26 protein-coding genes are annotated in these 26,844 nt (G+C 67.6%); 13 read left to right on the top strand and 13 right to left on the bottom strand.

Annotated elements, in window-relative coordinates; all coding sequences use genetic code 11:
• Positions 1–29: 29 nt before the first annotated feature.
• Positions 30–1,625 carry a HAMP domain-containing sensor histidine kinase gene (locus tag A3M1_RS0113155; protein WP_018389440.1) on the bottom strand — a complete coding sequence of 532 codons (1,596 nt, stop codon included), beginning with the start codon at positions 1,623–1,625 and terminating at the stop codon, positions 30–32.
• Between the two features lie 491 nt (positions 1,626–2,116).
• On the opposite strand from A3M1_RS0113155, the gene rpmH reads away from it, so the two are divergent.
• From rpmH to A3M1_RS0113130, 5 genes are all read left to right on the top strand, one after another.
• The gene (rpmH, locus tag A3M1_RS0113150) at positions 2,117–2,251 is read left to right on the top strand and encodes a 50S ribosomal protein L34 (protein ID WP_018389439.1); all 135 of its coding nucleotides are present in this window, start codon (positions 2,117–2,119) and stop codon (positions 2,249–2,251) included.
• 65 nt (positions 2,252–2,316) lie between these two features.
• Complete coding sequence (rnpA, locus tag A3M1_RS0113145; RefSeq protein ID WP_018389438.1) at positions 2,317–2,715, top strand: ribonuclease P protein component; 399 nt, start codon at positions 2,317–2,319, stop codon at positions 2,713–2,715.
• Positions 2,712–4,559 (top strand): membrane protein insertase YidC, encoded by a 1,848-nt coding sequence (gene yidC, locus A3M1_RS0113140; protein WP_018389437.1) that lies wholly within the window; start codon positions 2,712–2,714, stop codon positions 4,557–4,559. The genes rnpA and yidC overlap by 4 nt, the downstream gene beginning before the upstream one ends.
• Before the next feature lie 19 nt (positions 4,560–4,578).
• On the top strand, positions 4,579–5,253 hold the full coding sequence (yihA, locus tag A3M1_RS0113135; RefSeq protein WP_018389436.1) for a ribosome biogenesis GTP-binding protein YihA/YsxC: 675 nt from the start codon (positions 4,579–4,581) through the stop codon (positions 5,251–5,253).
• Between the two features lie 125 nt (positions 5,254–5,378).
• Positions 5,379–6,452, top strand: a complete 1,074-nt coding sequence (locus tag A3M1_RS0113130; RefSeq protein WP_018389435.1) for an NAD(P)-dependent alcohol dehydrogenase — start codon at positions 5,379–5,381, stop codon at positions 6,450–6,452.
• 109 nt (positions 6,453–6,561) lie between these two features.
• Here the strand turns inward: A3M1_RS0113130 and A3M1_RS0113125 are convergent, their stop codons facing one another.
• From A3M1_RS0113125 to A3M1_RS0113080, 10 genes are all read right to left on the bottom strand, one after another.
• Entirely contained in the window at positions 6,562–6,885 is a 324-nt protein-coding gene (locus A3M1_RS0113125) for a helix-turn-helix transcriptional regulator (protein WP_018389434.1), read from the bottom strand.
• A gap of 99 nt (positions 6,886–6,984) precedes the next feature.
• A complete protein-coding gene (ptsN, locus tag A3M1_RS0113120) occupies positions 6,985–7,449 on the bottom strand; it encodes a PTS IIA-like nitrogen regulatory protein PtsN (RefSeq protein WP_018389433.1) in 465 nt (154 codons plus the stop codon).
• 91 nt (positions 7,450–7,540) lie between these two features.
• Entirely contained in the window at positions 7,541–8,146 is a 606-nt protein-coding gene (gene hpf / locus A3M1_RS0113115) for a ribosome hibernation-promoting factor, HPF/YfiA family (protein ID WP_026221305.1), read from the bottom strand.
• Between the two features lie 203 nt (positions 8,147–8,349).
• Positions 8,350–9,966 (bottom strand): RNA polymerase factor sigma-54, encoded by a 1,617-nt coding sequence (rpoN, locus tag A3M1_RS0113110; protein WP_018389431.1) that lies wholly within the window; start codon positions 9,964–9,966, stop codon positions 8,350–8,352.
• Positions 9,967–10,020: 54 nt separating this feature from the next.
• On the bottom strand, positions 10,021–11,034 hold the full coding sequence (gene lptB, locus A3M1_RS0113105) for an LPS export ABC transporter ATP-binding protein (protein WP_018389430.1): 1,014 nt from the start codon (positions 11,032–11,034) through the stop codon (positions 10,021–10,023).
• A gap of 224 nt (positions 11,035–11,258) precedes the next feature.
• Positions 11,259–11,918, bottom strand: coding sequence for an LptA/OstA family protein (locus A3M1_RS0113100; protein WP_018389429.1), 660 nt, complete (start codon positions 11,916–11,918; stop codon positions 11,259–11,261).
• 47 nt (positions 11,919–11,965) lie between these two features.
• Entirely contained in the window at positions 11,966–12,640 is a 675-nt protein-coding gene (locus A3M1_RS0113095) for a hypothetical protein (protein ID WP_018389428.1), read from the bottom strand.
• Positions 12,641–12,996: 356 nt separating this feature from the next.
• A complete protein-coding gene (locus A3M1_RS0113090) occupies positions 12,997–13,629 on the bottom strand; it encodes a ribonuclease D (protein WP_018389427.1) in 633 nt (210 codons plus the stop codon).
• A gap of 87 nt (positions 13,630–13,716) precedes the next feature.
• A complete protein-coding gene (gene ubiA, locus A3M1_RS0113085; protein ID WP_018389426.1) occupies positions 13,717–14,673 on the bottom strand; it encodes a 4-hydroxybenzoate octaprenyltransferase in 957 nt (318 codons plus the stop codon).
• 4 nt (positions 14,674–14,677) lie between these two features.
• Positions 14,678–15,412, bottom strand: a complete 735-nt coding sequence (locus A3M1_RS0113080; RefSeq protein WP_245261667.1) for a hypothetical protein — start codon at positions 15,410–15,412, stop codon at positions 14,678–14,680.
• 129 nt (positions 15,413–15,541) lie between these two features.
• Between A3M1_RS0113080 and A3M1_RS0113075 the strand changes: the two genes are divergently transcribed.
• The 3 genes from A3M1_RS0113075 to A3M1_RS0113065 all read left to right on the top strand — a co-directional run bounded on the left by A3M1_RS0113075 (position 15,542) and on the right by A3M1_RS0113065 (position 19,234).
• On the top strand, positions 15,542–16,309 hold the full coding sequence (locus tag A3M1_RS0113075; protein ID WP_018389424.1) for a 16S rRNA (uracil(1498)-N(3))-methyltransferase: 768 nt from the start codon (positions 15,542–15,544) through the stop codon (positions 16,307–16,309).
• A 259-nt stretch (positions 16,310–16,568) separates the two neighbouring features.
• Positions 16,569–17,702 (top strand): carboxylate-amine ligase, encoded by a 1,134-nt coding sequence (locus tag A3M1_RS0113070; protein ID WP_018389423.1) that lies wholly within the window; start codon positions 16,569–16,571, stop codon positions 17,700–17,702.
• Positions 17,703–17,863: 161 nt separating this feature from the next.
• The gene (locus tag A3M1_RS0113065) at positions 17,864–19,234 is read left to right on the top strand and encodes a glutamate--cysteine ligase (RefSeq protein WP_018389422.1); all 1,371 of its coding nucleotides are present in this window, start codon (positions 17,864–17,866) and stop codon (positions 19,232–19,234) included.
• A gap of 21 nt (positions 19,235–19,255) precedes the next feature.
• Here the strand turns inward: A3M1_RS0113065 and A3M1_RS0113060 are convergent, their stop codons facing one another.
• Positions 19,256–20,140 carry a LysR substrate-binding domain-containing protein gene (locus tag A3M1_RS0113060; RefSeq protein ID WP_026221304.1) on the bottom strand — a complete coding sequence of 295 codons (885 nt, stop codon included), beginning with the start codon at positions 20,138–20,140 and terminating at the stop codon, positions 19,256–19,258.
• Positions 20,141–20,333: 193 nt separating this feature from the next.
• Here A3M1_RS0113060 and A3M1_RS0113055 point away from each other — a divergent pair, with 193 nt between their 5' ends.
• Both A3M1_RS0113055 and A3M1_RS0113050 read left to right on the top strand, forming a co-directional pair.
• The gene (locus A3M1_RS0113055; RefSeq protein ID WP_018389420.1) at positions 20,334–20,747 is read left to right on the top strand and encodes a DUF1127 domain-containing protein; all 414 of its coding nucleotides are present in this window, start codon (positions 20,334–20,336) and stop codon (positions 20,745–20,747) included.
• A 255-nt stretch (positions 20,748–21,002) separates the two neighbouring features.
• Positions 21,003–22,064, top strand: a complete 1,062-nt coding sequence (locus tag A3M1_RS0113050) for an LLM class flavin-dependent oxidoreductase (RefSeq protein WP_018389419.1) — start codon at positions 21,003–21,005, stop codon at positions 22,062–22,064.
• Between the two features lie 128 nt (positions 22,065–22,192).
• Here the strand turns inward: A3M1_RS0113050 and A3M1_RS0113045 are convergent, their stop codons facing one another.
• Positions 22,193–23,593, bottom strand: a complete 1,401-nt coding sequence (locus tag A3M1_RS0113045; protein ID WP_018389418.1) for a glutamine synthetase family protein — start codon at positions 23,591–23,593, stop codon at positions 22,193–22,195.
• Between the two features lie 190 nt (positions 23,594–23,783).
• On the opposite strand from A3M1_RS0113045, the gene A3M1_RS0113040 reads away from it, so the two are divergent.
• From A3M1_RS0113040 to A3M1_RS0113030, 3 genes are read left to right on the top strand one after another with little or no spacing between them, the layout of a single operon-like run.
• The gene (locus A3M1_RS0113040; protein WP_018389417.1) at positions 23,784–24,959 is read left to right on the top strand and encodes an ABC transporter ATP-binding protein; all 1,176 of its coding nucleotides are present in this window, start codon (positions 23,784–23,786) and stop codon (positions 24,957–24,959) included.
• 10 nt (positions 24,960–24,969) lie between these two features.
• On the top strand, positions 24,970–25,881 hold the full coding sequence (locus tag A3M1_RS0113035; RefSeq protein WP_018389416.1) for an ABC transporter permease: 912 nt from the start codon (positions 24,970–24,972) through the stop codon (positions 25,879–25,881).
• Positions 25,881–26,699, top strand: a complete 819-nt coding sequence (locus tag A3M1_RS0113030) for an ABC transporter permease subunit (RefSeq protein ID WP_018389415.1) — start codon at positions 25,881–25,883, stop codon at positions 26,697–26,699. The genes A3M1_RS0113035 and A3M1_RS0113030 overlap by 1 nt, the downstream gene beginning before the upstream one ends.
• Positions 26,700–26,844: the final 145 nt, after the last annotated feature.

Genomic DNA, 26,844 nt, shown 5'->3' with positions numbered 1-26,844 from the left:
TCCTCTCTCGGCGCTGCGCCCCCGCGCCCTCAGCCGTAGGATCGCAGCGCCCGATGGGCGTCGAGATCGACCGGGCGATCCGGCACCCGCAGCTGGAACGTAGCGCCGATCGTGCCCGGGACCAGCTGCACATCGCCGCCATGGGCCTGCATCAGCTCGGCGGCGATGGCGAGGCCGAGCCCGGTACCACCCCGGCTCACCGAGCCCTGGAACGCCTCGAACAGATGCGCCTGCGCCCGCTCGGGCACGCCCGGGCCGGTGTCGGCAACCTCGATGACGACGATGGCGCCCTCGCGCCTTCCGGTGATGCGGATCTGGTCACGGGCGACATCGTTGGGCGCGCGAGCGCGCAGCGCCTCGACGGCATTGCGGCAGAGGTTCAGCAGCACGCGGAACAGCTGGTCGGGATCGGCGTCGACCATCAGGTCGCGGTCGATCGATTCGACGAAGCCGATGCCGGTCCCGTCCTCCCCCACGCCGAGGCCAAGCGTGTCGCGCACTTCGGCCACCAGCGGGGCGAGCGCCACCATGCGCCGCTCCGGCGGGGGCTCCTGCGCCTTGCCGTAGGCGAGCGTATGCTCGCAATAGGCGATGGCACGGTCGAGCGCCGCTTCCAGCTTGGGGGCGAATCGCTGCACCGCCGGGTCGCGTATGTCGGCGAGGCGGTCGGAAATCAGCTGCACCGAGGCGAGCAGATTGCGCAGGTCGTGGTTGATCTTCGACACGGCGAGGCCCAGCGCGGCGAGGTGGTTCTTCTGCTGCAGCGTTTCGGCGATCTGCCGCTGCATGGTGGTCAGCTCGCGCTCGGCCTGGCCGATCTCGTCCAGCCGCCGGTCGTCGTCCACTTCCAGCACCGGCAGGGCCGGGTTGAGGCGGAAGGCGACCATGCGCTGGGTGAGGCGGCGCATCGGGCGCACGAACATCCAGGCAAGGCCGAGATAGACCAGCGCCCCAGTGAGCGCGGCGATAACCAGCGATACCAGCAGCACATTGCCGGTGAAGCGCAGCATCGCCTTGCGCAGCGGCGTCTCGCTGATGACGATCTCGACGAAACCGTCGCCGCGCGGCGGGGTGCCGACGGCGCGGATCACCCGCCCATCCGGCGCCAGCAGCGTGTCGAACGCCTCGCGCACCGCCTGCAGCGGCCCGACATCGCGCACATCGGCGTGGTGGTCGACTTCCGGCGGCATGTCGGAGGAGGCGAGCAGGCGGCGCGTGTTGTCGCGCTTGAGAGCGACGGTGATGGCGCCGACGCTGCGCAGAAGTTCCTGCGTCAGCTGCGGCGAGATCATGCCATCCGGCGCGGCGTCGAGCACCAGGGCAGCGGTACGGGCGGAGGCCAGCCGGTCGGAAAGCCAGTTGAGCCGGAAGGCGGCGACGGCCGGCACCAGAATCAGCACCTCCGCCAGCAGCACGAAGGCGAGGGTGAAGGCCAGCAGCTTGCCGGACAGGCCGAGATGGAAACGTCGCCCTTCGCAGAGCCGGGGCGCGGCCGGGTCGTCCGAGACGCCGAATCCCATCGCCCCCGCCAGCAGGCGTCCGCCGCCCGAACGCGCGCGATCGCCGCCCGCCGGGACGGCGGGCACGGCGACGCCATCGGTCCCGGCTTGCGATCGCTTCTTCATGCCACCAACGCTTCTTCCGCTCCCGCGCCCCACCCCTCGCGAGTCGGGCGCGCGCGCCATCGGATGGGAGGATTACGGCAGGGAAACGACCTCGGATCAGGAAGGCGCGTGGCCGCCCCCTCCCCCGGCCCGCCTCCCGCGCCCGATCACATTCATGTAAGGCGCGGCGGCGCCGTTGCCAGAGGCCCCGCTGCCATGCTTGCGAGTCAAAATGCGCCGCAACAGCAGCTGACGCGCGCCGTCCGAGGCGACGGGGTGGAAGCGGCTGCGAGCGGTGGAATGGGCGGTGGATGGAGGGGCGCAACCGGAGTGGCGCAGGGACTCGGCATTGACTTGGGCAAGAGTGCCCCCTATAAGCCGCCCAACCACGGCTGCCCCGCCGTTGGGTTGCTTCCCGCATCTGCGTTTTTCGCCCCGGCTGGTTCCGTGGCGTGCCGGAACGGGAACCTTCCGGCACCAGGGCGGCAGATCGAACAAGCGGAGAAAGACCCGTGAAGCGCACTTATCAACCGAGCAAGCTCGTGCGCGCCCGCCGGCACGGCTTCCGTGCGCGCATGGCGACCCGCACCGGCCGCAAGATTATCAATCTTCGCCGTGCTCATGGCCGCAAGCGCCTGTCGGCCTGACCTAGCCTTTCGACCCCACATGGCTGGGGCGCGCCCCTCTGTTGCCTGAGGATCGGCGCCCTATCATGGACCGGCTCGTCAAGCGCAAGGATTTTCTGGCCGCAGCGTCCGCGCTGCGTGCCAATTCCGGGCCGCTTCTACTCCAGGGCCGCGACCGCGCCGATGAGGCGCCGGCCCGCATCGGCCTCACCATTACCAAGAAACACGGCAATGCCGTGGTGCGAAACCGTATCCGCCGGCGCCTGCGCGCGGCGGCCCGCGACGCCTTGCCACGCGCGGCCAAGGACGGTTTCGACTATGTGATCGTCGCCCGGCGCGCTGCGCTCGGCACGCCTTTCACCGCCCTCATCCACGACATAGAGCGGGGAATCGCCCGCCTTCACTCAGGAAGCCGGCGCCCGCCGAAGCCTGCGCGCGACGCCGCGCAGAGCCCGCCGCGCGCCGACGGAGAGCCCCTGCCATGACGTCCGAAAACCGCAATATGATCCTCGCCATCGTCATGTCGATGGCGGTGCTCATTGCCTGGCAGTTCTTCTCCGGCGTGCCGCAGATGGAGCAGCAGCGCCAGGCGGCCCAGCAGCAGGCGGCCCAGCAGGCCGCCGCGCCGGGCCAAGCCGCCGCGCCGGGCCAGGCCGGCAGCGAGGCCGGCTCGCAGGCCCCCGCGCCCGGAACCGCCGCCCCCACCGCCGCCGGCACCGCGCCGCGGGCGATGACCCGGGCCGAGGCGCTGGCCCGCACGCCGCGCATCGCCATCGAGACGCCGAGCGTCATCGGCTCCCTCGCCCTCAGGGGCGGCCGCATCGACGACCTGTCGCTGAAGGGCTATCACGAGACCGTCGACAACAGCAGCCCGATCATCGTCCTGCTCTCGCCCTCGGGCGGACCGAATCCGTTCTACGCCGAATTCGGCTGGGTGCCCGGCGCCGGCGTGAATGTCGCGGTGCCGGCCGGCGACACGCTGTGGACCGCCCCGGAAGGCGCGCGCCTCACCCCCGAGACGCCGGTTGTGCTGACCTGGGACAATGGCGCCGGCCTCATCTTCCGCCGCACCCTCTCCATCGACGCCAACTACATGTTCCATGTGCTTGATGAGGTGGACAACACCACCGCCGAGCCGGTCGCGCTGCACCCCTATGCGCTGGTCTCGCGCCACGGCACGCCGCACACGCTCGGCTATTACATCCTGCATGAAGGCCTGATCGGCGTTACCTCCGAGGGCGGGCTGCACGAAATCAAGTACAGCGCGATCGCCGAATCGCGCAGCCAGACCTTCCCCTCGGTTGGCGGCTGGCTCGGCATCACCGACAAATACTGGGCGGCGACCATCATCCCCGGCTCGGCCGAGAAGGTGCAGGCCCGGTTCTCCGCCGCGCAGACCGGCAATGACCTGACCTACCAGACCGATTTCCTCGGCGACGCCGTCACCGTGGCGCCCGGCGCCAAGGCCTCCACCGATGGCCGCCTGTTCGCCGGCGCCAAGGTGGTGCAGCTGGTGGACGGCTATCAGACCCAGTACAATATCGACCGCTTCGACCTGCTGATCGACTGGGGCTGGTTCTATTTCATCACCAAGCCGCTGTTCCTGGTGATCGACTGGATCTACCGCTTCGTCGGCAATTTCGGCGTCGCCATCCTGGTCGTCACCGTGCTGTTGAAGGGCATCTTCTTCCCGCTCGCCAACAAGAGCTACGCCTCGATGGCGAAGATGAAGGCGGTGCAGCCGGAAATCTCGGGGCTGCGCGAGCGCTATGGCGATGACCGCGTCAAGCTCCAGCAGGAGATGATGGCGATCTACAAAAAGGAGAAGATCAACCCGGTCGCGGGCTGCCTTCCGATCCTGATCCAGATCCCGGTCTTCTTCGCCCTCTACAAGGTGCTGTTCGTCACCATCGAAATGCGGCATGCGCCGTTCTTCGGCTGGATCCGCGATCTCTCCGCGCCCGACCCGACGACCATCTTCAACCTGTTCGGCCTCATTCCCTGGGACCCCGCCACGGTGCCCGTCATCGGCCACTTCCTCATGCTCGGCATCTGGCCGATCATCATGGGCATGACCATGTGGGCGCAGATGAAGCTGAACCCGGCCCCGCCGGACCCGACGCAGAAGATGATCTTCGACTGGATGCCGCTGGTCTTCACCTTCATGCTGGCCTCGTTCGCCTCCGGCCTCGTCATCTACTGGGCTTGGAACAACACGCTCTCGGTGATCCAGCAGTCGATCATCATGCGGAAGAACGGCGTGAAAGTTGAATTGTGGGACAATCTGAAGAGCATATTTATCCGCACGAAGAAGCCGAAGGCCGGCTGATGCGGGGACATTGAACGCCATGGAACAGGCCGACGATACGTCTGCTGCGTCGGCCTTCACGGCCGACGAGATCGAAGCCGGGCGCCGGCTCTTTGCCGGCGAGTGGAACTTCCTCACGGCGGCGCCCACCATCGCCACGCTGCCGCCGATGCGCTCGATCGAGATCGCCTTCGCCGGCCGCTCCAATGTCGGCAAGTCGAGCCTGGTCAACGCGCTGACCGGGCGCAAGGCGCTGGCCCGCACCTCGGTGACGCCGGGGCGCACGCAGGAGCTGATCTTCTTCGGCCTCGGGCCGGAGCTGACCCTGGTCGACATGCCCGGCTATGGCTTCGCCAAGGCGCCGAAGGACAAGGTCGACGCCTGGACCGCCACCGTGCACGCCTATTTGCGCGGGCGGGCCAATCTCGCCCGCGTCTTCGTGCTGATCGATTCCCGCCACGGGCTGAAGCCGATCGACCGCGAAGTGCTGGATGGGCTCGACAAGGCCGCCGTCTCCTATGCCGTCGTGCTGACCAAGGCCGACCAGCTGCGGGCGGACGAGCTGGTGGAACGGGTGGCGGAGACGCAGGCCGGCCTTGCCCGGCGGCCGGCGGCGTTTCCCATCGTCTTCCCCACCTCCAGCCGCGAGGGCTTCGGCATCGGCGATCTCCGGGCGGCGGTGATCCGCCTGATGGCCGAGCGCGGCATACGCTGAGGCATCTTCCTGCGGGTTGGCGCGTTAAAGCCCCGCAGGGTTAGATCGCCGGCTTTTGACCCCTGTCATGGCCACACCCTGTCGGGCGCGCGAAGGATCGCGCGCGTCAACCGCAGGAGAGAACCATGCCCAAGATGAAAGCCGCCATCTTCGTCGAACCCGGCCGAATCGTCCTCGACGAGAAGCCGATTCCCGATGTCGGGCCGCTCGACGCGCTGGTGCGGATCACCACCACCACCATCTGCGGCACCGATGTGCACATTCTCAAGGGCGAGTATCCGGTCGCCCGCGGCCTGACCATCGGCCATGAGCCGGTCGGCATCATCGAGAAGCTCGGCTCGCAGGTGACGGGCTATGCCGAGGGCCAGCGGGTCATCGCCGGCGCCATCACCCCCTCAGGCTATTCCTATGCCTGCCTGTGCGGCTGCGGCTCGCAGGACGGGCCCGGCATGAAGCACGGTTTCAAGCCGATGGGCGGCTGGAAGTTCGGCAACACCATTGACGGCGCCCAGGCGGAATATGTGCTGGTGCCGGATGCCCTCGCCAATCTCGCCCCGGTGCCGGATTCGCTCTCCGACGAGGAGGTGCTGATGTGCCCGGACATCATGTCCACCGGCTTTTCAGGCGCCGAAAGCGGCGCGGTGCAGATCGGCGACATCGTGGCGGTGTTCGCCCTCGGCCCGATCGGCCTGTGCGCCGTCGCCGGCGCCAAGCTGAAGGGCGCCACCCGCATCATCGGCGTCGACACCGTGCCCGAGCGGCTGGCCATCGCCCGCCAGCTCGGCTGCAGCGACGTGGTGGACTTCAAGCAGGGCGACGTGGTCGAGCAGATCCTGGCGCTTACCGACGGGCGTGGCGTCGATGTCGCGATCGAGGCGCTCGGCACCCAGGGCACGTTCGAGAGCGCGTTGAAGGTGCTGCGCCCCGGCGGCACGCTGTCCTCGCTCGGCGTCTATTCCACCGATCTGAAGATCCCGCTCGGCGCCTTCTCGGCCGGGTTGGGCGACAACAAGATCGTCACCACGCTCTGCCCCGGGGGCAAGGAGCGCATGCGCCGGCTGATCGACGTCATCGCCTCCGGCCGCATCGACCTCAAGCCGCTGGTCACCCACCGCTTCAAGCTGGACGATATCGAGGCGGCCTACGACCTGTTCGCGCACCAGCGCGATGGCGTGCTGAAAGTGGCGATCACGCCGTAGAAGAACAGGATGGCGCCATCCCGGCCGCAACGCTGAGCCGGGATCGCGCCATCAGCCCCGCAAACGTCCCGGACCGGCCCTGAGGTCCGTCCGGGATGACGCTGCGATGTCAGCCATCATTGGCGGAAGAGAGCTGTTCGGCCGAGATATAGCCGCCCTGCTGGCGGATGCGCAGGCCCGGCCCGCCGCCGGTGCTGGCCTGGCCGGGCGCGAGCAGTTCGACGCCGGCCTCCTCCAGCGCCCGCAGCACCCGCTCCGCCTCGCCGGGGTCGAGGTCGTCCACCGCCTCACCACCACGTTCGAAGGCCTGCAGCCAATCAGGTGTCACCCGCGCCTTCGCGGCCAGTTCGGCGGCGCTCCAGCCCAGCAGGGCGCGCGCGGCGCGGCATTGGCCGGCGGAAAGGGCGAGGCTGGCGGGAAGTGTTTCGGGCATGGCGCGGCTCCTGACGTCTGACCCTGCTGAGGTAGGGCGCCGGGCGGGGAAAGTCATCACCCGCCCGCCCCTTGTCTGGCGTGGGCCGTCGCCGGCGCGTTACGCCGCGTCGGTGGCCGGCGCGCCGGTCAGGAGAGTGTGGATCGCCTGCGCGTCGCGGCAATGGCGCAGCTTGCGGGCGGTCTCGGGGTCGCGCAGCAGCCGGGCCACCCGCGCCAGGGCCTTGAGGTGATCGGCCCCCGCCGCCTCCGGTGCCAGCAGCAGGAAGATGAGGTCGACCGGCTCGCCGTCCAGCGCCTCGAAATCGATCGGCCGGTCCAGCCGGGCGAACATGCCGAACAGCTTGTCCATCTTCGCCAGCTTGCCGTGCGGAATGGCGATGCCATTGCCCACCCCGGTGGAACCGAGGCGCTCGCGCTGGTTCAGCGTCTCGAAGATCTCGCGCTCGTCCCGTTTCAGCAGCGCCGCCGCATGGGCGGAAAGCTCCTGCAGGGCCTGTTTCTTGCTGCCGACCTTGAGAGTCGGAAACACCGCGGACGGTGCCAGAATGTCGTTCAGAGCCATGAGACGATCCGCGGCGTGGCGATCCGGGTCGGGGCGAGATGAAGCGCGCGAACCGCTCCAGCGGCCGCGCGCTTCCCATGAGGCAGGGTGATCAATGGATTTCTTCCGCCAGGGCGCTGGCCGGCGGGTCCACCCAGCCGACATGACCGTCCCCGCGCCGGTAGACGACGTTGATGCGGCCATGGCCGGCATGGCGGAACACCAAAGCGGTGGCGCCGGTAAAGTCGAGTTCGAGAACCGCGTTGCTCACCGAAAGGCGCGGCAGGTTTGCGGTCGCCTCGGCGACCACGGTCGGGCACCAGCCCTCGCTGGGCTCGGCCTCCTCGTGGTCGGGTGCCGAGAACACGGTGACCGGAACCATCTCGCCCCTCGGGGCGGGCTCGCCGGCGCCCTCGCCATGGCCGGCGCGGCGCTTGACCCGGCTCTTGTAGCGCCGCAGCCGCGTTTCGATCCGCTCCACAGCGGCATCGGCGCTGGCGTAAGGGTCCTGCGCGTCCGCATGGGCCTGCAGCACCGTCCCGCTGTCGAGATGGAGCGCGCAGTCCGCGCGATAGCCGGAGCCCTCGCGGGCCACGGTGACGTGGCCGGACCAGCCACCGTCGAAGTACTTGTCCATCGCCCCGGCGACGCGATCGGAAACGCGCTGCCTGAGAGCTTCGCCCACGTCGAGATTTTTACCTGAAACCCGCAGCGGCATCGTGACTAGTCCCTCTGCTGGGGCGGGTCGGGAAGCGTTCGCGAAATCGCCCCTCGCCCTGCCCGAACTCCCTAACATGCCCGGCCGGTGCCACTAAGAGGTATGAGCCGCGAAGGAAAGTGTCAACGAGAAGCGGTGGACAGCGTGTGTGAAGCTTGTGTGAAGCCGGTTTGAAACCCGCTTCGCGCCCCTTCCTGGCCTGTTCAGCCGGCGGCGGCCGCCGCCTGCTTCTCGCGCCGGCGCTGCACGGAGGAGGGAATCCGCATCGCCTCGCGATATTTCGCCACCGTGCGGCGGGCGATGTCGATGCCCGCCTCGCGCAGGCGCTGCACCAGCGTGTCGTCGGAGAGCACGTCGTCGGGGCTCTCCGCCTCGATCATCTGCTTGATGCGGAAGCGCACCGATTCCGCCGAATGCGCTTCCCCGCCATCCGAGGACGAAATAGACGACGAGAAGAAATATTTCATCTCGAAGATTCCGCGCGGCGTCGCCATGTATTTGTTGGACGTCACGCGCGAGACGGTGGATTCGTGCATGCCGATGGCGTCGGCCACTATGCGCAGGTTCAGCGGCCGCAGATGCTGCACGCCGAGCGAGAGGAAGGCGTCCTGCTGGCGCACGATCTCGGTCGCCACCTTGAGGATGGTCCGGGCGCGCTGGTCGAGCGAGCGGGTGAGCCAGGTCGCCGTCTGCATGCAGTCGGAGAGAAAGGCCTTCTCGCGCTCATTGCGGGTGATCTTCTGCACCCGGGCATAATAGGCCTGGTTGACCAGCACCCGCGGCAGGGTCTCGGAATTGAGCTCCACCAGCCAATTATCGGTAGCGCCGCGCACGAAGACATCCGGCACCACCGGCTGGATGATTCCCGAGCCGAAGGCGAGGCCCGGCTTGGGGTTCAACCGGCGGATTTCGCCGACCATCTCGGCCAGATCCTCGTCGTCGACGCCGCACACCCGCTTCAGCGTGGTGAATTCGCGCCGGGCCAGCAATTCGAGATGGGCGAGCAAGGCCGCCATGCAGGGGTCGTAGCGGTTGCGCTCGCGCAGCTGGATCGCCAGGCACTCCGCCAGCGAGCGCGCGCCGATGCCGGGCGGATCGAAGGTCTGCACCACGGCCAGCACCTTCTCCACCGTCGCCAGCGGGGCGCCAAGCCGCTCGGCGACGCCGGCGAGGTCGGCGGAGAGGTAGCCGGCCTCGTCGATCAGGTCGATGAGGTTGAGGCCAATGAGCCGCTCGACCGGATCGCTGACCGCCAGCACCAGCTGAGCTTCGAGGTGGTCGGCCAGCGAGATCTCGGCTGAGACGAAGGCTTCGAGATTGTAGCCCTCGCCATCCTGGCCGCCGCCGCCCGCGCCGGTCCATTCGGAATAGGCCGGCGCCTCGCTGCTGGGCATGGGGGCGACCGGCTCGCGGCCGGTATCGTCGGGAAAGACGTTCTCCATGCTGGTGTCGAGGCGGTCCTCAATGGCGCTGCGGCTGGTGTCGAGCCGCTCTTCCAGCCAGTCCGACACCCGCTCGTCGCGGCCATCGCGCTCGTCCCGCACGTCGCGTTCGCCGGCGGCTTCCGCCCTCGGGTCGAGATCGGCATCGCTGGTGCGCTCGCGCACCGCGCCGGCATCGCCCTCGCCCTCCCCGGTGCCGGTCCGCTCGCCCTCGGGCTCCGACTGGCGTTCCAGCAGCGGGTTGCGCTCCAGTTCCGCCTCGACATAGGCCACCAGATCGAGATTGGACAGCTGCAGCAGCTTGATCGCCTGCATCAGCTGCGGCGTCATCACCAGCGACTGGGTCTGGCGGAATTCGAGACGCGGACCTAGCGACATGGCGCGCACTCTCCACGGGCAGCGGCGGCGGCGGTGGGCGGGATGCGGTCCATGCTACAGACGGAACTCCTCGCCGAGATAGAGGCGGCGGACTTCCTCGCTCGCCACGATTTCCTCGGGCGAGCCTTCCATCAGCACGGAACCGGAATGGATGATGTAGGCGCGGTCGATGAGGCCAAGCGTCTCGCGCACATTGTGATCGGTGATCAGAACGCCGATGCCGCGCTCGGTGAGCTGGCGCACCAGCGCCTGGATGTCGCCGACCGCGATCGGGTCGATGCCGGCGAAGGGCTCGTCCAGCAGCATGAATGTGGGGCGCGAGGCCAGCGCGCGGGCGATTTCCACCCGCCGCCGCTCGCCGCCGGAAAGGGCGATGGAAGGCGATTTGCGCACATGGGTGACGCGGAACTCTTCCAGCAGCTCGTTGAGCTGGCGCTCCCGCTCGCGGCGGTTGGGCTCCACCACCTCCAGCACGGCGCGGATGTTGTTTTCCACCGAGAGGCCGCGAAAGATCGAGGCTTCCTGCGGCAGGTAGCCGACGCCGAGACGGGCGCGGCGGTACATTGGCAGGTGGGTCACGTCGTGGCCGTCCAGCTCGATGCGGCCGGCATCGGCCTTCACGAGGCCGGTGATCATGTAGAAGATGGTGGTCTTGCCGGCGCCGTTCGGCCCCAGCAGCCCCACCGCCTCGCCGCGCCGCACATGCAGGCTCGCCCCGCGCACCACCTGCCGGCCGCCATAGCTCTTGGCGAGGCCGACCGCGTTCAGCATGCGCTGTTCGCCGACCGTCGGCTCGGGGGTGCGGAACGCCGTCACGGCGGGCAGGACCGGGGCGCGGCCCGTCCCGGCCGCGCGGGCGGCGCCCGGCAGCACCGCCGGCGCCTCGTGCGGCACGCGCAGATCCGCCGCCAGCGCCGCTTCAAAATCGGCCTGGAAGCGGGCCTCGATCTCGTCGGCGCCGGGCGCCGCGTCTTCATGGTCGCTGAAGCCGCGCACCGGCGCGGACGCGGACCCGGAACGTTGCGGCGCAGCCTTGCCGCGTCCGACGATCGTCGAGAAAAGTCCCACGCGCACCCTCCGTGGTGAGATCACCACCCGGAAGGTGATAAACGTTCGGCGCGCCGCTGGCAAATCGCGATGCAAGAAGCGGGCCGAAATGGGGGCAGAGTCAGGCGAAACCCGGAAACGGGTGTTTGCGTACCCATGAAATCCGGACGAATTTTCGCCGCGCACCCGCGTCCGCGCAAGGGCGAAACGCCAGGCCCAACGGGCGCGAGCGCGCGCCGCGAACGCTACGGCGCCGGCTTGGGCTTGGCCGCCGGGGCCGCCGGCTTGGCGCCGGGCAGGCCGCCGCCATTACCCATGCTGTTGGGCACAATCAGGCTCTCAATGCGGCCACCATCGAAGCGCGACAGGCCGCTGGTCAGGTCGACGGTCAGCTTCCTGCCGCGAATGACGTTCTGCCCGGAGGTGAGCACGACGGGGTTGCCGGTGAGGGTGATGGTGTTCGCCTTGGTTTCGAACACTCCCTGGTCGCCGGTGGCCGTCTGCTCCTTGGTGGTCACGATCACGGAGCCGTTGATTTCCAGCCGGCGGATGGCGGAAGAGTTGATCGGGCTGCCGGCGGCCAGCGCGTCGCCGGAAGGCGCTGCCGCCTCCTTGCCGCCCGCTTCCTTGCCGTCATAGAAAACCACCAGTTCCTTGCAGCGCATGGTGGTGTCGCCCTGCTGCACCACCACATTGCCGCTGAACACCGCCTGCTTCTGCTGGTCGCGCACTTCCAGGCTGTCGGCGTTGATCCGGATCGGTGCGTCGCGATTCGCCGCGAAGCCCTGAAGGGCGTTCGGTACGTTCTTGCCTTGGGCCAGGGCCGCAGGCGCCAGCGGGCCGAGGCACGCGGCAGCGAGAAGGGCGGCGAGGCCGGCACGGGTGAAAGCGTGGGGCGTGTTCATGCCGACATGTCTAGCCGCCCCGCGCCGACGGTTCAATGAGGGCGGCGTCACGGAATGGTGCCATGGGCGCTCGCGCCGGGGACGGCTGCGCCGGCCGGTGCCGGCACGGCGGCACCCTGCCCGCCGGGTTGCCCGCCTTTGGCCGCCGGCTCTTCCGGAGCCGGCATCTTGAAGTCCAGCTGCACATTGCCCACGAGCAGCGCGCGCGAATCCTTCTGCGACACTTCCAGCGTGTCGGCGGTGAGCTTGCCGTCGAGATAGGTCAGTTCGACCGGGCTGTTCGACACCATCTTGCCGCCCTTGATGTCGATCGCAGCCTCCTTCAGCCGCCCGCCATAGCCGGAGGAGGTATCGAAGATCACGCCGCCATCCAACGTAAGATTCTCGGTCTTGGTATCGTAGCTGCCGCCGATGGCGCTGAGATTGGCCCAGCCCTTGTCCGCCAGTTCCAGCTTGGCCTCGATCTTGTCGAGCGTGATGAGGTTGGGCTGCGTCAGGTCCTGCGAGGCGGCGAAGGCGGAAACATTGTAGCCGCGATTATCGGCGGTAAACCCGTGCAGGCGGGGAAATTCCATCTTCACCTGTGTGCCCGACAGCGACACCCGCCCGAGATCGAAGGGCAGGTCGACGGCGAGGGTGAAGGGGTCGAGATAATTGATCGCCAGCGTGGCGCCGAGCGTCAGCACCACGCCGAGCGGCAGGGCGACGCGAAAGAAACGCACCCGGCGGCTGTGGCGCCGCGCGTTCTTGAACAGTTGGGCCTGCGAGGGACCACGAGACGCCCCATAGGCGGAGGCGCCATGAGAGGGGGCGCCAAGAGAGGGGGCGCCATGAGAGGGGGCGCCAAGAGACGAGGCGTGCGCCGCCCCGCGGCGCCCTTCCGGCTCGCCCGCTTTCGCGCCCCGCGGAACGGGGGGTTCGACATGCTTGTTCATGCGCGACGGTTCATCCCCGGCTGACGGCCACCCTCCGCACCCCTGGCCGCCGCCCAAGATGGCGGCTAACGGCCAAAGGCGCAAGCCGGAGCGGACGCACGTCCCCTCTCGCCCGAGAAGCCGGCGATTGTCAGGCGACGCGCTCACATATGCGCGAAAATATCCTCGTCCGGCCATCCCGCCAGGTCGAGCTTGGCACGGGTGGGCAGGAACTCGAAGCAGGCCTGCGCCAGCTCACCGCGTCCCTCGCGCGCCAGCATCGCGGCGAGCCGCGCCTGCAGGGCGTGCAGATGCAGCACGTCGGAGGCGGCATAGTGCAGCTGCGCGTCGCTCAGCTCCTCGGCCGCCCAGTCCGAGCTTTGCTGCTGCTTGGAGAGGTCGATGCCGAGCAGCTCGCGCACCAGCTCCTTCAGCCCGTGCCGGTCGGTATAGGTGCGGGTCAGCCGCGAGGCGATCTTGGTGCACCACACCGGCGAGACGGTGAGATCGAAGGTCTTGCCGAGCACCGCCACATCGAAGCGGGCATAGTGGAACAGCTTCACGCTGCGCGGATCGGTGAGCAGGCTTTCGAGGTTCGGCGCGCTGCCCGGCCCCGCCCCGGCGGGAATCTGCACCACATCGGCGGTGCCATCACCCGGGGACAGCTGCACCACGCACAGCCGGTCGCGGTGCGGCTTGAGGCCGAGCGTCTCGGTGTCGATGGCGATGAAGGGGGCCTTGTCGGGGGTGTAGCGGGCGAGATCGACAAGATCGCCGCGATGCAGGCGGATGCTCATGGGAACCGTGGGTTTAAAAGGTTTGCGCTGCTTACCATCACCTGCCCCGGCGCGGCAACCGCGCAGGCCATGTCCATCGGCGGCGGCTCAGGCGAGCAGCGCGTCGGCGAGGAGGCCGGCGAGCAGGATCAGGCCGGCGTCGCGGTTGGAGCGGAACAGGCGCAGGCACAGCGCGCGGTCGTCAATGTCGAGCCGCCACATCTGCGTGCAGAGCTGCACGGTAAAGATACCGAGCCCACCCCAGGCCAGCGGCCCGGCTTCGGCACTTGCCAGGGCAAGGCCGAACAGAACCACCGCCGCGCCATAAAGCCCGGCCAGCCATTTGGCTGTATCGCCGGCGAACAGCAGGGCCGAGGATTTCACCCCGACAATGGCGTCGTCCTCGCGGTCCTGATGGGCATAGATCGTGTCATAGCCCACCACCCACAGCACCGCGCCGGCATAGAGCAGCAGGGCGGGCGCCGGCAGCGCCTCCAGCAGCACGGCGAAGCCCATCAGCGCGCCCCAGGAAAAGGCGAGGCCGAGCACGAGCTGGGGAATCCAGATCACCCGCTTCATCAGCGGATAGACCACCACCAGCCCGAGCGAGGAAAGCGCCACCCCTATGGCGAAGCCCGGCAGGCAGAGCAGCACCACCAATCCCACCAGGCACTGAAGGGCGAGAAAGAGCACGGCCCCGGTCAGCGTCACCTGCCCGGAGGGCAGCGGGCGCGAGCGGGTGCGCTCCACTCGCCCGTCAATATCGCGATCGAGAATGTCGTTCCAGGTGCAGCCCGCGCCGCGCATCGCCACCGCGCCGAGGGCGAACAGCCCCGCCCAGGCCGCCGCCTGCCCATAGGCGGCAACGCCGCTTTCCGCCTGCACCCGCAAAGCGAGCGCCAGCGACCACCAGCAGGGAATCAGCAGGAGCCAGCTGCCGATCGGCCGATCGGCGCGGGCGAGGCGGAGAAAGGGGCGCAGCGCGGCCGGGGCGTAGCGATCGACCCAGTTGCCGGCGGAATCGGCCGGGGCCGGCGCGACGGGTGACGGCGCGGCGCTGGTCATCGGTTCAGCGCAGCGCGTCGCCACCGAGCGTGTCGAACACGCCGCCGGGAGGCGCGCCCATCGTCGGCAGGCCGGTGGACAGGCCCAGCCCCGCCGAGAGCGCCCCCTGGGGCGGCGGGCCGCCGGGGCCGGCGCCGGCGCCGCTTTCCTGCATCTTGGCTATTTCGCAGACGCGGTTGCGCGTGGAGTTCACGGAGGAGACATTCTCCTTGAACTTCGCCAGCACATCGTCCGGCACGCCGCATTTGGCCTTGTTGGTGTTGAGGAAGGAATAGAAAGCCTGCTGAGCGTTGGCGAAGGTGCGGAACATCGGGCACAGCTCGCTCGGCGGAAGCTTCTTCTTCGACGCGGCCTGGAGAGCGCCGCCACGGGTTTCGAGATCCTCGCGCAGCTTGGCCACCTGCCCCTGGCATTCAGCGGCATTCGGGTTCGCCTGCTGCGGCGCCGGCGCCCCCATGCTGGGCGAAAAGCCGGGCGCCACCGCACCAGGCGCGGCCGGCGCGGCGCTGGAGGAGAAGCCCGGGTCGAACCCCGGCGCCGGCTGAGCCGGCGCCTCCCCCAGAGCGGCGGGCGCGGGCGAGACCACGACGGCACCCGAGGAGGTGCCGTCGGTCGAGCCGCCGGGGGCGCCGATCCACTGCGCGCCGGCCGGAAGCGTGCCCAGCATCCCGGCAAGCAGGACACCTGCCAGCATCGGGGTCGTGGAACGTGCCCGCAGGCGCATCGGGTGATTGTTCAAAGGCCAATCTCTCATCAGGAGGTCGATCGGTGCCGTGTCATTGATCAAGCGTGATACAGAGGCATGAAAGATTGGGCAACATCACGGCGCACGCGATATTGCCTGCAAATTCCGGACAAAAATCGACCCATGACCCGCGCTCCCGACGATTCCACCGCCGAACCCTATGATTTCCGTGCCCAGCGGCTCTTTGTCGACGATGCGCTCACCGAGGGCGCGTGCGTCAGTCTTGACCGCGACCGGGCGCATTATGTCTCCGACGTGATCCGGCTGGCGGTGGGCGAGCACCTCCATCTGTTCAACGGCCGCGACGGCGAATGGCGCGCGGTGCGCGAGGCGGGCGGGCGGCGCGAGGTGCTGCTGCGCTGCGAGGCCCTGTTGCGGCGCCAGACCCCACCGCCCGACCTCGACTATGTGTTCGCCCCGCTCAAGCATGCGCGGCTCGACTATATGGTGCAGAAGGCGGTGGAGATGGGCGCCGGCCGGCTGGTGCCTGTGATGACCCGTCGCACCCAGGCGACGCGCGTCAACACCGAGCGCATGCGCGCCAATGTCATCGAGGCGGCCGAGCAATGCGGCATCCTCACCCCGCCGCAGGTGCTGGAGCCGGTCACGCTGCCGCGCTGGCTTGCCGACCTGCCGCCCGAGCGGGTGCTGGTGTTCTGCGACGAGGCGGCGCCGCAATCCGACCCGCTCGCGCCCCTGCGCGCCGCCATCGCCGGCCCGCTCGCCGTGCTGATCGGCCCCGAGGGCGGCTTTGCCGACGAGGAGCGGCGCCTGCTGGCCACCCGTCCGGGCGCTGTGGTGCTCTCGCTCGGTCCGCGCATCTTGCGCGCCGACACCGCCGCCGTGGCGGCACTCGCGCTGGTGGAAGCGGCCCGGCAGGCCGCGCGCTGACCGCGCCGCCACGCCCTCCAGCGGCTGAAGTCACGCGGAAGGCCAGCGCCAGATTTTCAACAATAAACGACAATTCATCAATTTTATTAGAATAAATACACGCTATATTCCCATTTACTTACTATTTTGAAAGGTCACATTACGGTCTTACTTTTCCATCATCCCTCACCGCGCCGACAAGCGAGCCGATTCTGCGTCGGCTAAGCTGCGACGCGACGCGCGATCTGGCGCGATCTGGAATGAATGCGGGGAGGATGCCATGTCCGGGGCCAGCACGGATGACTACCGCATCGGCATCGAGGAAGAGTATTTCATCGTTGAGAAGACCAGCAAGAGCACCCTGCGGCGGATGCCAACCGCCTATATGGGCGCGGTGCGCGAGGCGCTCGGCCCGGGCGTGAGCGGCGAGAGGCTGCACGCGCAGATCGAAGTGATGACCCGCCCGCACCGCTCCGCCGCCGAGGCACGGCGCGAGTTGCACGGGTTGCGCCGCAGCCTCGCCGAGGTGAGCGCCGGGTTCGACCTCGCCTTCATCGCCGCCGGCACCCACCCCACCGCCAGCTGGCAGAGCGGCAAGCGCCCGCAGGCGCAGCGCGATGACGGGCTGATGCACGATTTGCAGATGCCGGGCGAGCGCAACCTGCTGTGCGGCATGCATGTGCATGTGGAACTGCCCGATGCCGACCAGCGCATCGACGTGATGCGTCGCATCCTGCCCTATCTCCCGGTCTTCGTGGCGCTCTCGACCTCCTCGCCCTTCTGGGAATCCCGGCGCACCGGCCTGATGGGCTATCGCCTCGCCGCCTATGACGAATTGCCCCGCACCGGCCTGCCGGAACTGTTCGAGAGCGCCAGGGACTATCAGGACTATATCGACGCGCTGGTGGCGGCGCGGGCGATCCGCGATTCGAGCTATGTGTGGTGGACCATCCGCCCCTCGGAAAAGCAGCCGACCCTGGAGCTGCGCGCCCCCGACAGTTGCACCCGGGTGGAGGATGCGGTCGCCATCGCCGCGCTGTACCGGGCCTTGGTGCGCCATCTCGTGCGCAACCCGAAGCTCAATGCCGGCGTTGACGCGGTCGACCGCGCCATCGCGGTGGAGAACAAATGGCGCGCCCAGCGCTACGGCATCCATGGCAGCTTCGTCGACCGTCACACCCGCGAGGCGGTTCCGGTGGCGCAGGCGGTGGACGGGCTGATCGACCAGCTGACCGATGATGCCGACGCGCTCGGCGGGCGGGCGGAGCTGGAACATCTGCGCACCATCATCAGCGGCGGCACCAGTGCCGACGTCCAGATCGCCGTCTACCAGGAGGCCGCCCACCGCACCGGCAATCGCAATGAGGGGCTCGGCGCGGTGAAGACCTGGCTCACCCACGCTTCGGCGCAGTAGAGGGGGGCGCAGGAGAGGGTGAGAGCGGGAGACGCTGGGTAAGGCGCGCACCTGCGGTTTGCAGCGCCGCAATCTCCATTTTCGGTCGGTAGTTACCGTGATTTGCGCCGCGCCTGCGCCTGTGTATGGTCGCGCGCCCAGCATGCCGGCCGGAGTTCCCTATGGCGCGAGACCAGATCGATACGCAGCCCATCGAAAGCCGCGACGAACTCGTCGCCTGGTTTGAAGCGGGCAGCAAGGCGCCGTCGAAATTCCGCATTGGTACCGAGCATGAGAAATTCCCCTTCACGCTGAAGGGCCATGAGCCGGTGCCCTATGAGGGCGCGAACGGCATCCGCGCTTTGCTGGAAGGCATGCAGGCGCTGAACTGCTGGGAACCGATCATGGAGGGCGAGACCATTATCGGGCTCGCCGACACGGTCGGCGGCGGGGCAATCTCGCTGGAGCCGGGCGGGCAATTCGAACTGTCAGGCGCGCCGCTTATCACCATTCACGAGACCTGCGCCGAGGTGAACAGCCATCTCGACCAGGTGCGCGAGGTGGCGACGCCGCTGGGCTTCGGCTTCCTCGGCCTCGGCATGAGCCCGAAATGGACGCTGGCGGAAACGCCCGTGATGCCCAAGGGCCGCTACAAGATCATGTCGAACTACATGCCGAAGGTCGGCTCGCACGGCCTCGACATGATGTTCCGCACCTGCACGGTGCAGGTGAACCTCGATTTCGCCTCCGAAGCCGACATGGTGAAGAAGCTGCGCGTCGGCCTGGCGCTGCAGCCGGTGGCCACCGCGCTTTTCGCCAATTCGCCCTTCACCGAAGGCAAGCCCAACGGCTTCCTCTCCTACCGCTCGGAAATCTGGCGCGACACCGACAATAACCGCGCCGGCATGCTGCCCTTCGCCTTCGAGGACGGCATGGGCTTCGAGGCTTACGTCGACTATGCGCTCGACGTGCCGATGTATTTCATCAAGCGCGGCGACACCTATATCGACGTCGCCGGCTCGTCGTTCCGTGACCTGCTCGCCGGCCGGCATCCGGCCGTGCCGGGGGAGACCGCCACCGTCTCCGACTGGGCCAACCACCTCTCCACCATCTTCCCCGAGGTGCGGTTGAAGCGGTACCTGGAAATGCGCGGCGCCGATGGCGGCTCGTGGCGCAATCTCTGTGCCCTGCCGGCGCTGTGGACCGGGCTCTATTACGACACCACCAGCCTCGACGCCGCCTGGGACCTCGCCAAGGGCTGGAGCGCCGAGGAGCGCCAGAAGCTGCGCGACGACGTGCCCCGCCTCGGCTTCAAGGCGGAGATCGCCGGCCGCTCGATGCTGGATCTGGCGCGCGACGTGGTCGAGATCGCCCGCGCCGGCCTCGCCCGCCGCGACTATCGCGACAGCCAGGGCCGCGACGAGAGCCGCTTCCTCGCCCCGCTGGAGGCCAGCCTCAAGGCCGGGAAGACCCCCGCGGAATTGCTGCTGGCGCGCTATCACGGCGCCTGGAACGGCTCCGTCGAGCCGGTCTTCGTCGAGGACGCCTACTGAGGTCCGACGCGCGGAGAGAATTTACTCCGCCGCGATCGCCGCCTCGGAGATATTGTCGAGCCCCTGCACGATGTGATGGGCCAGCGCGTCGGCCAGCGGCGAGACTTCGTGCCGATTGCGCAGCAGGCCGATGCGGCAGGGCGCCAGCGTCGGGAAACCATCGGAGGGCCCCAGCACCCGCATGCCGGGGCGCAGGCCGGATTCCGGCAGCACCGAGATGGCGAGCCCGGCCAGCACCGCCGCCGAGACCGCGGTCGAGTTGGACGAGGTGTAGAGGATGCGGAACGGCCGATCGGCCGACTGCAGCATCGAGATCGCCTCCTGCCGCCAATTGCAGGTCTGCCGCCCCAGCGCCAGCGGCACCGGCGTTTCCAGATGCAGCGAATGGCGGGTGGAGCCGACCCAGAGCAGCTGTTCGCGGCGGATGATCTCGGTCTCGCGGTTCATCGTCTCGCAATCGGTGATGATGGCGAGGTCGAGATCGCCGGTATCGATGCGGTCGATGAGATCGGTCGAGGGATCGCACACCACGGTCAGCTCGACATTGGGATGGGTGGCGGAAAACCGCGCCATGATCTCGGGGAGATAGCGGTCGGCGTAATCATCCGGCACGCCGAGCCGCACCCGGCCCGACAATTCGGCCGAGGCGAGGCTCGCCATCGCCTCGATGTTTAGCTTGACGATGCGGCGGGCATAATCGAGCAGCCGGTCGCCCTCGTCGGTGAGGCGCGAGGCGCGCCCGTCACGGGCGAAGATGGCCCGGCCGACCCTCTCCTCCAGCCGCTTCATCTGCATCGACACCGCCGACTGGGTCTTGTGGACCACTTCAGCGGCTTTCGTGAAACTGCCCGTTTCAGCGATTGCGATGAATGTTCTTAATTGATCAATGTCCAGCAACACGCTCATCGGAGCCCTCACGACGGCCTATCATCAACGATGATGATATCAGCGATCATAAACATTCGCTAGTGTGATTGATTGCCCTCCTCCATAACGATCCCGCCGCGAACGGATGATGTCGATAACGGGTGGCCCCAGCGCCTGCCCGCGATCAAAAAGCCCAACGTCGTCGCTGCGCGGCCGGCACATGGAGGTTACGATGTCGTATGTTGGCGAAGTTCGGAGAACCGCGTTCTCCTCGTTCGGTACCGCGGCGAGCGGTCTGCTGATCGCCGCTGTCATGGGTTCCATCCAGTTCATCAAGGCGGTCGCCCGCCGGCGCCATCTCACCCAGCTCGGCGGGTTCGATGAGCGCATGCTGCGCGACATCGGCCTCACCCGCGGCGATCTGCTGGACGCCTCGTCCGGCCCGCTCTGGCAGGACCCGACCGCCCTGCTCGTGGTGCGCGCGGTAGAGCGCCGCGCCGCCCGCCGCATGACCATGCGCGAGGCGCTGCGCGAGGCCGCCCGCCAGGATGCGGCGCAGAACGCGCGTCAGGAGGCCCGCCGCGACGGCGCCGCCGGCCATACGCCTGTCACCCCGCGCCGCGACGATACCGTCTCCTGCGGTTGAGCATGCCCGCTTCTCTTTCGCGGCCACGTCAGGCCGAACGAGTCTACGGCGACATCGACCCCCTCGTGTCGCCGACTTGAAGCCCGCTGGTTCGTCCAGCGGGCTTTTTTTCGGTCTGCACCTCACAGGACCCCGCCCTCTCCCGTCTTTGCGAAAGCGAAATCCCGTCCTTGCACCGGCGGGGATGCACGCCCGCGCCGTCCGGTCCATATGGGGAGCGCCGGCGCGATGCCGGAGATAAGGGGACCCTCTCCCATGGCACAGCATCTTGAACTCGGCCTCGACACCTTCGGCGACGTGACGTCAGGCGCCGACGGCAAGGCACTCTCCCACGCGCAGGTGATCCGCGACCTGGTGGAGGAGGCGGTGCTGGCCGATGAGGTCGGCATCGATTTCATCGGCGTGGGCGAGCATCATCGCGACGATTTCGCCGTGTCGGCCCCCGAAGTGGTGCTGGCGGGCATCGCCACGCGCACACAGCGCATCCGCCTCGGCTCGGCCGTCACCGTGCTGTCCTCGGACGACCCGATCCGGGTGTTCCAGCGCTTCGCCACGGTGGACGCGCTGTCGAACGGGCGAGCCGAGGTGATTCTCGGGCGCGGCTCCTTCACCGAATCCTTCCCCCTGTTCGGCTTCGACCTGAAGGACTATGAGGCGCTGTTCACCGAGAAGCTCGATTTGTTCGCCGCACTGCTGCGCGACAACGCTTCGCCGGAGGGCGTCAGCTGGCAGGGCGATCTGCGCCCGCCGCTCTCTCGCCAGCATGTCTATCCGCTGGTCGAATCCGGCACGCTGAAGACTTGGATCGGGGTGGGCGGCTCGCCGGAATCGGTGGTGCGGGCGGCACGCTACGGCCTGCCGATGATGCTCGCCATCATTGGCGGCAACCCGGCCCGCTTCGCCCCCTATGTCGAGCTGTACCACAAGGCGGTGGGCCAGCTCGGCGGCACGGTGCAGCCGATCGGCGTGCATTCGCACGGCTATGTCGCCGAGACGGATGCGCAGGCGCGCGAGGAGTTCTATGCCGATTACAAGCGCATGCATGACCGCATCGGCGCCGAGCGCGGCTGGCCTTCCTATGGCCGCGACGCCTTCGAGCACGAGATCACGCACGGCTCGCTCTATCTTGGATCGCCGGAAACCGTGGCCCGCAAGATCGCCAGAACGGTGAAGGCGCTCGGCCTCCAGCGCTTCGACCTGAAATACAGCGCCGGCCCGCTCTCCCACGCGCGGATGATGCGCGCCATCGAGCTCTACGGCACCAGGGTGATCCCGCGCGTGCGGGAGATCCTGGCCGAGGAGAAGGTCGAGGCGTAGGGGGCGCGACCTTCAGAACATCATCCCCGGGTCCGGCCCGGGGATGAATGACTCAAGCTAGGACTCATCAATCAAACACATGGATTCCCGGACCAAGCCCGGGCATGACGCTGTACTGCGGGAGAACCTCACACGTTCAGCAGCAGATATTCCCGCTCCCAGGGCGAGATCACCCGCATGAAGGTGTCGAACTCGGTCTGCTTCACCGCCGTGTAGGTCTTCACGAAGGACGGCCCGAGCACGGTGGCGATCTCTTCGGAATGCTGCATCGCCGCCACCGCTTCGAGCAGGCCGCGCGGCAGTTCGAAGTCGAGGCCCTTGGCGTCGGCTTCCAGCGGCTCGGTCGGGCGCAGCCCTTCCACCATGCCGAGATAGCCGCAGGCAAGCGAGGCGGCGATCACCAGATAGGGGTTGGCGTCGGACGACGGCACCCGGTTCTCCACCCGGCGGGCCGCCGGCGAGGAGGGCGGAATGCGCAGGCCGGCGGTGCGGTTGTCATAGCCCCACTGCACGTTGATCGGCGCCATCGAATCGCGCGTCAGCCGGCGATAGGAGTTCACGTAAGGGGCGAGGATCGACATGACCGCCGGCAGATAGCGCTGCTGGCCGGCGATGAACGAGAAGAACTCCGGCGTCGGGTCGCCATCCGAGTCGGAGAAGATGTTCTTGCCCGTCTCGCCGTCGACGATGGACTGGTGGATATGCATGGCCGAGCCCGGCTCGTCGGCGATCGGCTTGGCCATGAAGGTGGCGTAGATCTTGTGCTGCAGCGCCGCCTCGCGGATCGTGCGCTTGAACAGGTAGACCTGGTCGGCGAGCACGATGGGATCGCCGTGCAGCAGGTTGATTTCCATCTGCGCCGCGCCGTCCTCATGGATCAGCGTGTCGATCTCCAGGCCCTGCGCCTCGGAATAATCGTACATGTCCTCGAACAGGGCGTCGAACTCGTTCACCGCCTGGATCGAATAGGACTGGCGGCCGATTTCCGGCCGGCCCGAGCGGCCGATCGGCGGCTTCAGCGGGTAGTCGGCATCGATGTTGGGCTCGACCAGATAGAACTCGATCTCCGGCGCCACCACGGCCTTCCAGCCCTTTTTGGCGTAGAGATCGACCACGTTCTTCAGCACCTGCCGCGGCGCCAGCTCCACCGGGCGTCCGTCGCGGTGATAGGCGTCGTGGATGATCTGGGCGGTCGGGTCCTGCGCCCAGGGCACGATGGCCAGGGTGGAGAAATCCGGCTCCATCACCAGATCGCTGTCCACCACCACCGAATCGACAAGGTTGTCATAGGGCGGGTAGTCGCCGGAAATGGTCTGGAAGAACACGCTGAGTGGCAGGTTCATCGTTGGACCGGAGAGGAACTTGGACACCGGCATGATCTTGCCGCGCCCCACCCCGGCAAGGTCCGGGACGGCGCATTCGATCTCGGTGATACCGCGCGCGGCCATCCAGGCCTTCGCCTCGGCGAGGGACGCGACACCGCGGGGATTGTCGACCGCGTCCTTGTCGGAACGCTTCTTCTTGGCCATGATTGCCTTCCTGATGCGCTTTCTGCGCCGCCAGAGGCAATCACGCCCCGCTTATGGCCGTCAAGGCGGCGCCGCGTCGCCACCTTTCAAGGCATGGTAAAATTGTTCGCATTCTGCCGTTGAGCCGTCATGAGAAGACGGTTAGCGTCTACCGGCCGACATAGCCGGCGGGGGAACGGGATCAGTGAGCATGAGCACCGGCGTCACCGAGAAGACGCAGAAAACTATCGGCGGCATTCGCCGCACATTCGCTCCCTGGAACGACCCGCAGGCCGTCCCGCTGATCCGCTACCAGAACGTCACCAAACGCTTTGGCGAGTTCGTCGCCGTCGACAACCTCTCCCTCGACATTTATGAGCGCGAATTCTTCGCCCTGCTGGGTCCGTCCGGCTGCGGCAAGACCACGCTGATGCGCATGCTGGCCGGCTTCGAGGACCCGACCGAGGGCCAGATCACCCTCGCCGGGCAGGACCTTGTCGGCACGCCGCCCTACAAGCGGCAGACCAACATGATGTTCCAGTCCTACGCGCTGTTCCCGCATATGAGCGTGTGGGACAATATTGCCTTCGGCCTGAAGCAGGACCGGATGGAGAAGGGCGCGATCGACGCCCGGGTCGAGGAAATGCTCAAGCTGGTGAAGCTTGAGAAATTCGCCAAGCGCAAGCCGCACCAGCTGTCCGGCGGCCAGCGCCAGCGCGTGGCGCTCGCCCGCTCGCTCGCCAAGCGGCCCAAGGTGCTGCTGCTGGACGAGCCGCTCGGCGCGCTCGACAAGAAGCTGCGCGAGGAGACGCAGTTCGAGCTCATGGACATCCAGATGGAGCTCGGCATGACCTTCCTGATCGTGACCCACGACCAGGAAGAGGCGATGACGGTGGCCGACCGCATCGCGGTCATGAACCAGGGCCGACTGGTGCAGGTCGACCAGCCGGCGGTGATCTACGAGCACCCCAATTCGCGCTACGTGGCCGATTTCGTCGGCGACGTGAACATTCTCGACGCCACGGTCGAGACGGTCGAGCCGGGCATGGTGACGCTGCGCCCGGTGGCAGCGCCTGAGCGGCGCTTCCGCATCGCCCAGGATTGCGCCGCCAAGCCCGGCGACAGCGTCGCCATCGCCCTGCGGCCGGAAAAGATGCGGGTGGAACTCGATCCGCCGGCCGATACCAACGTCAATTGCGTCCAGGGCGAGATCTGGGACATCGGCTATCTCGGCGACCTCTCGATCTACCATGTCGAGCTGCCCGGCGGCGTCCGGGTCAAGGCCGCCAAGCCCAACCTCACCCGCATGGTCGAGCGCCCCATCACCTGGGACGACAAGGTCTATGTGTACTTCTCGCCCGATGCCGGCGTGGTCCTGACGAGCTGAGGAGGCCCCAATGGCAAGCAAGGCGACCGGGCGATGGCTGGTCCTCGCCGTTCCGTATCTGTGGCTGCTGGCGCTGTTCCTCGTCCCGTTCCTGATCGTCTTCAAGATCAGCCTGTCGCAGGACGCGATTGCCCAGCCGCCCTATCTCCCGACCTTCGACCTGGCGGAAGGCTGGGCAGCGTTCAAGGAGGCCTTCGCCGAACTCTCCTTCGAGAATTACGGCTATGTGCTCTCCTGGGACAATGAGTTCATCGAGGCCTACGGTTCCAGCCTGTGGATCGCGGGCATCTCCACCATTCTGCTGCTGCTGGTCGGCTACCCCATCGCCTACGGCATGGCGCGGGCGCCGAAATCGATCCGCCCGACGCTGCTGATGCTGGTGATCCTGCCGTTCTGGACCTCGTTCCTGATCCGCGTCTATGCCTGGATCGGCATTCTCTCGCCCGAGGGGCTGCTGAACCAGCTATTGTTCTCGCTCGGCATCATCAGCCGTGACAGCCCGCTGCAGATCCTCAACACCGATACGGCGGTCTATATCGGCATCGTCTATTCCTACCTGCCCTTCATGATCCTGCCGCTCTACGCGGCGCTGGAAAAGATGGACGAGACGCTGCTTGAGGCCGCCGCCGATCTTGGCTGCCCGCCCTTCGCGGCGTTCTGGAAGATCACCTGGCCGCTCTCGCTGCCGGGCGTGTTCGCCGGTTGCCTGCTCTGCTTCATCCCGGCGGTGGGCGAGTTCGTCATCCCCGATCTGCTCGGTGGTTCGGACACGCTGATGATCGGCAAGGTGCTGTGGACCGAATTCTCGGTGAACCGCTCATGGACGGTGTCCTCGGCGGTGGCGGTGCTGCTGCTGATGGTGCTGGTGATCCCGATCGTCTTCTACCAGAACCTTCAGGCCCGCGAAGTGGAGAGACGCTGATGCGCAAGGGACTCTCCTGGTTCAACGTCACCTCCATCGCGCTGGGATTCGCCTTCCTCTACATCCCGATCGTCCTGTTGGTGATCTACTCCTTCAACGCCTCGCGGATGGTGACGGTGTGGGCGGGCTTCTCCACCCACTGGTACTGGCAGCTGTTCCAGAACCAGCAATTGCTGGATGCCGCCTGGGTGACGCTGCGCGTCGCCTTCCTCACCGCCACGGTGGCGACCGTGCTGGGCACGCTGGCGGCGATCACGCTGACCCGCTATGGCCGCTTCACCGGGCGCACCCTGTTCTCCGGCATGGTCTATGCCCCGCTGGTGATGCCCGAAGTCATCACCGGCCTGTCGCTGCTGCTGCTCTTCGTCGCGGTCGACATCGACCGCGGCTTCTGGACCATCACGCTGGCGCACATCACCTTCACGATGTGCTTCGTCTCGGTGGTGGTGCAGTCGCGCCTCGTCACCTTCGACCGCTCGCTGGAAGAGGCGGCGCTCGATCTCGGCTGCACGCCGTTCCGCACCTTCTTCGTCATCACCCTGCCGATCATCCTGCCGGCGGTGATTTCCGGCTGGATGCTGGCCTTCACTCTGTCGCTGGACGACCTCGTCATCGCCAGCTTCACCACGGGGCCCGGCGCCACCACCCTGCCGATGCGGATCTACAGCCAGGTGCGGCTCGGCGTGACGCCGGAAATCAACGCCGCCTGTACCATCCTCATCGCCATCGTCACTGTGGTGGTGATCGTCGTCTCGATCATGACCAAGCGACAGGAACTGGAACGCCAGAGGGCCGAGCGGCTGGCGGCGGCGGGGTAGCACCCCACCTTGTGCGCGCCTCGCCGCTTGGCGCACTGGCCCTCAAGGCCCATTGCCTTCCCTCATCCCCGGGCTAGACCCGGGGATCCAGCCATGACGCAGAACCCTGGGTGCCCGGGTCTAGCCTGGGCGTGAGGGGTAACGG

Source organism: Ancylobacter sp. FA202, assembly GCF_000380205.1.
GTDB lineage: Bacteria > Pseudomonadota > Alphaproteobacteria > Rhizobiales > Xanthobacteraceae > Ancylobacter.
The sequence above is the reverse complement of the archived record's forward strand: the minus strand, read 5'-3'. Positions and strand labels throughout refer to the sequence as shown.

Bases quoted from the DNA above. Each gene is read 5' to 3' on its own strand.
- A3M1_RS0113040 (WP_018389417.1), top strand. From the start codon at position 23,784: ATGAGCACCGGCGTCACCGAGAAGACGCAGAAAACTATCGGCGGCATT.
- yihA (WP_018389436.1), top strand. From the start codon at position 4,579: ATGGAACAGGCCGACGATACGTCTGCTGCGTCGGCCTTCACGGCCGAC.
- A3M1_RS0113045 (WP_018389418.1), bottom strand. From the start codon at position 23,593: ATGGCCAAGAAGAAGCGTTCCGACAAGGACGCGGTCGACAATCCCCGC.
- A3M1_RS0113125 (WP_018389434.1), bottom strand. From the start codon at position 6,885: ATGCCCGAAACACTTCCCGCCAGCCTCGCCCTTTCCGCCGGCCAATGC.
- A3M1_RS0113060 (WP_026221304.1), bottom strand. From the start codon at position 20,140: ATGAGCGTGTTGCTGGACATTGATCAATTAAGAACATTCATCGCAATC.
- A3M1_RS0113065 (WP_018389422.1), top strand. From the start codon at position 17,864: ATGGCGCGAGACCAGATCGATACGCAGCCCATCGAAAGCCGCGACGAA.
- A3M1_RS0113075 (WP_018389424.1), top strand. From the start codon at position 15,542: ATGACCCGCGCTCCCGACGATTCCACCGCCGAACCCTATGATTTCCGT.
- A3M1_RS0113035 (WP_018389416.1), top strand. From the start codon at position 24,970: ATGGCAAGCAAGGCGACCGGGCGATGGCTGGTCCTCGCCGTTCCGTAT.
- A3M1_RS0113050 (WP_018389419.1), top strand. From the start codon at position 21,003: ATGGCACAGCATCTTGAACTCGGCCTCGACACCTTCGGCGACGTGACG.
- ptsN (WP_018389433.1), bottom strand. From the start codon at position 7,449: ATGGCTCTGAACGACATTCTGGCACCGTCCGCGGTGTTTCCGACTCTC.
- yidC (WP_018389437.1), top strand. From the start codon at position 2,712: ATGACGTCCGAAAACCGCAATATGATCCTCGCCATCGTCATGTCGATG.
- A3M1_RS0113055 (WP_018389420.1), top strand. From the start codon at position 20,334: ATGTCGTATGTTGGCGAAGTTCGGAGAACCGCGTTCTCCTCGTTCGGT.
- A3M1_RS0113100 (WP_018389429.1), bottom strand. From the start codon at position 11,918: ATGAACACGCCCCACGCTTTCACCCGTGCCGGCCTCGCCGCCCTTCTC.
- A3M1_RS0113030 (WP_018389415.1), top strand. From the start codon at position 25,881: ATGCGCAAGGGACTCTCCTGGTTCAACGTCACCTCCATCGCGCTGGGA.
- A3M1_RS0113155 (WP_018389440.1), bottom strand. From the start codon at position 1,625: ATGAAGAAGCGATCGCAAGCCGGGACCGATGGCGTCGCCGTGCCCGCC.
- rpoN (WP_018389431.1), bottom strand. From the start codon at position 9,966: ATGTCGCTAGGTCCGCGTCTCGAATTCCGCCAGACCCAGTCGCTGGTG.
- A3M1_RS0113130 (WP_018389435.1), top strand. From the start codon at position 5,379: ATGCCCAAGATGAAAGCCGCCATCTTCGTCGAACCCGGCCGAATCGTC.
- ubiA (WP_018389426.1), bottom strand. From the start codon at position 14,673: ATGACCAGCGCCGCGCCGTCACCCGTCGCGCCGGCCCCGGCCGATTCC.
- hpf (WP_026221305.1), bottom strand. From the start codon at position 8,146: ATGCCGCTGCGGGTTTCAGGTAAAAATCTCGACGTGGGCGAAGCTCTC.
- rnpA (WP_018389438.1), top strand. From the start codon at position 2,317: ATGGACCGGCTCGTCAAGCGCAAGGATTTTCTGGCCGCAGCGTCCGCG.
- A3M1_RS0113070 (WP_018389423.1), top strand. From the start codon at position 16,569: ATGTCCGGGGCCAGCACGGATGACTACCGCATCGGCATCGAGGAAGAG.
- A3M1_RS0113090 (WP_018389427.1), bottom strand. From the start codon at position 13,629: ATGAGCATCCGCCTGCATCGCGGCGATCTTGTCGATCTCGCCCGCTAC.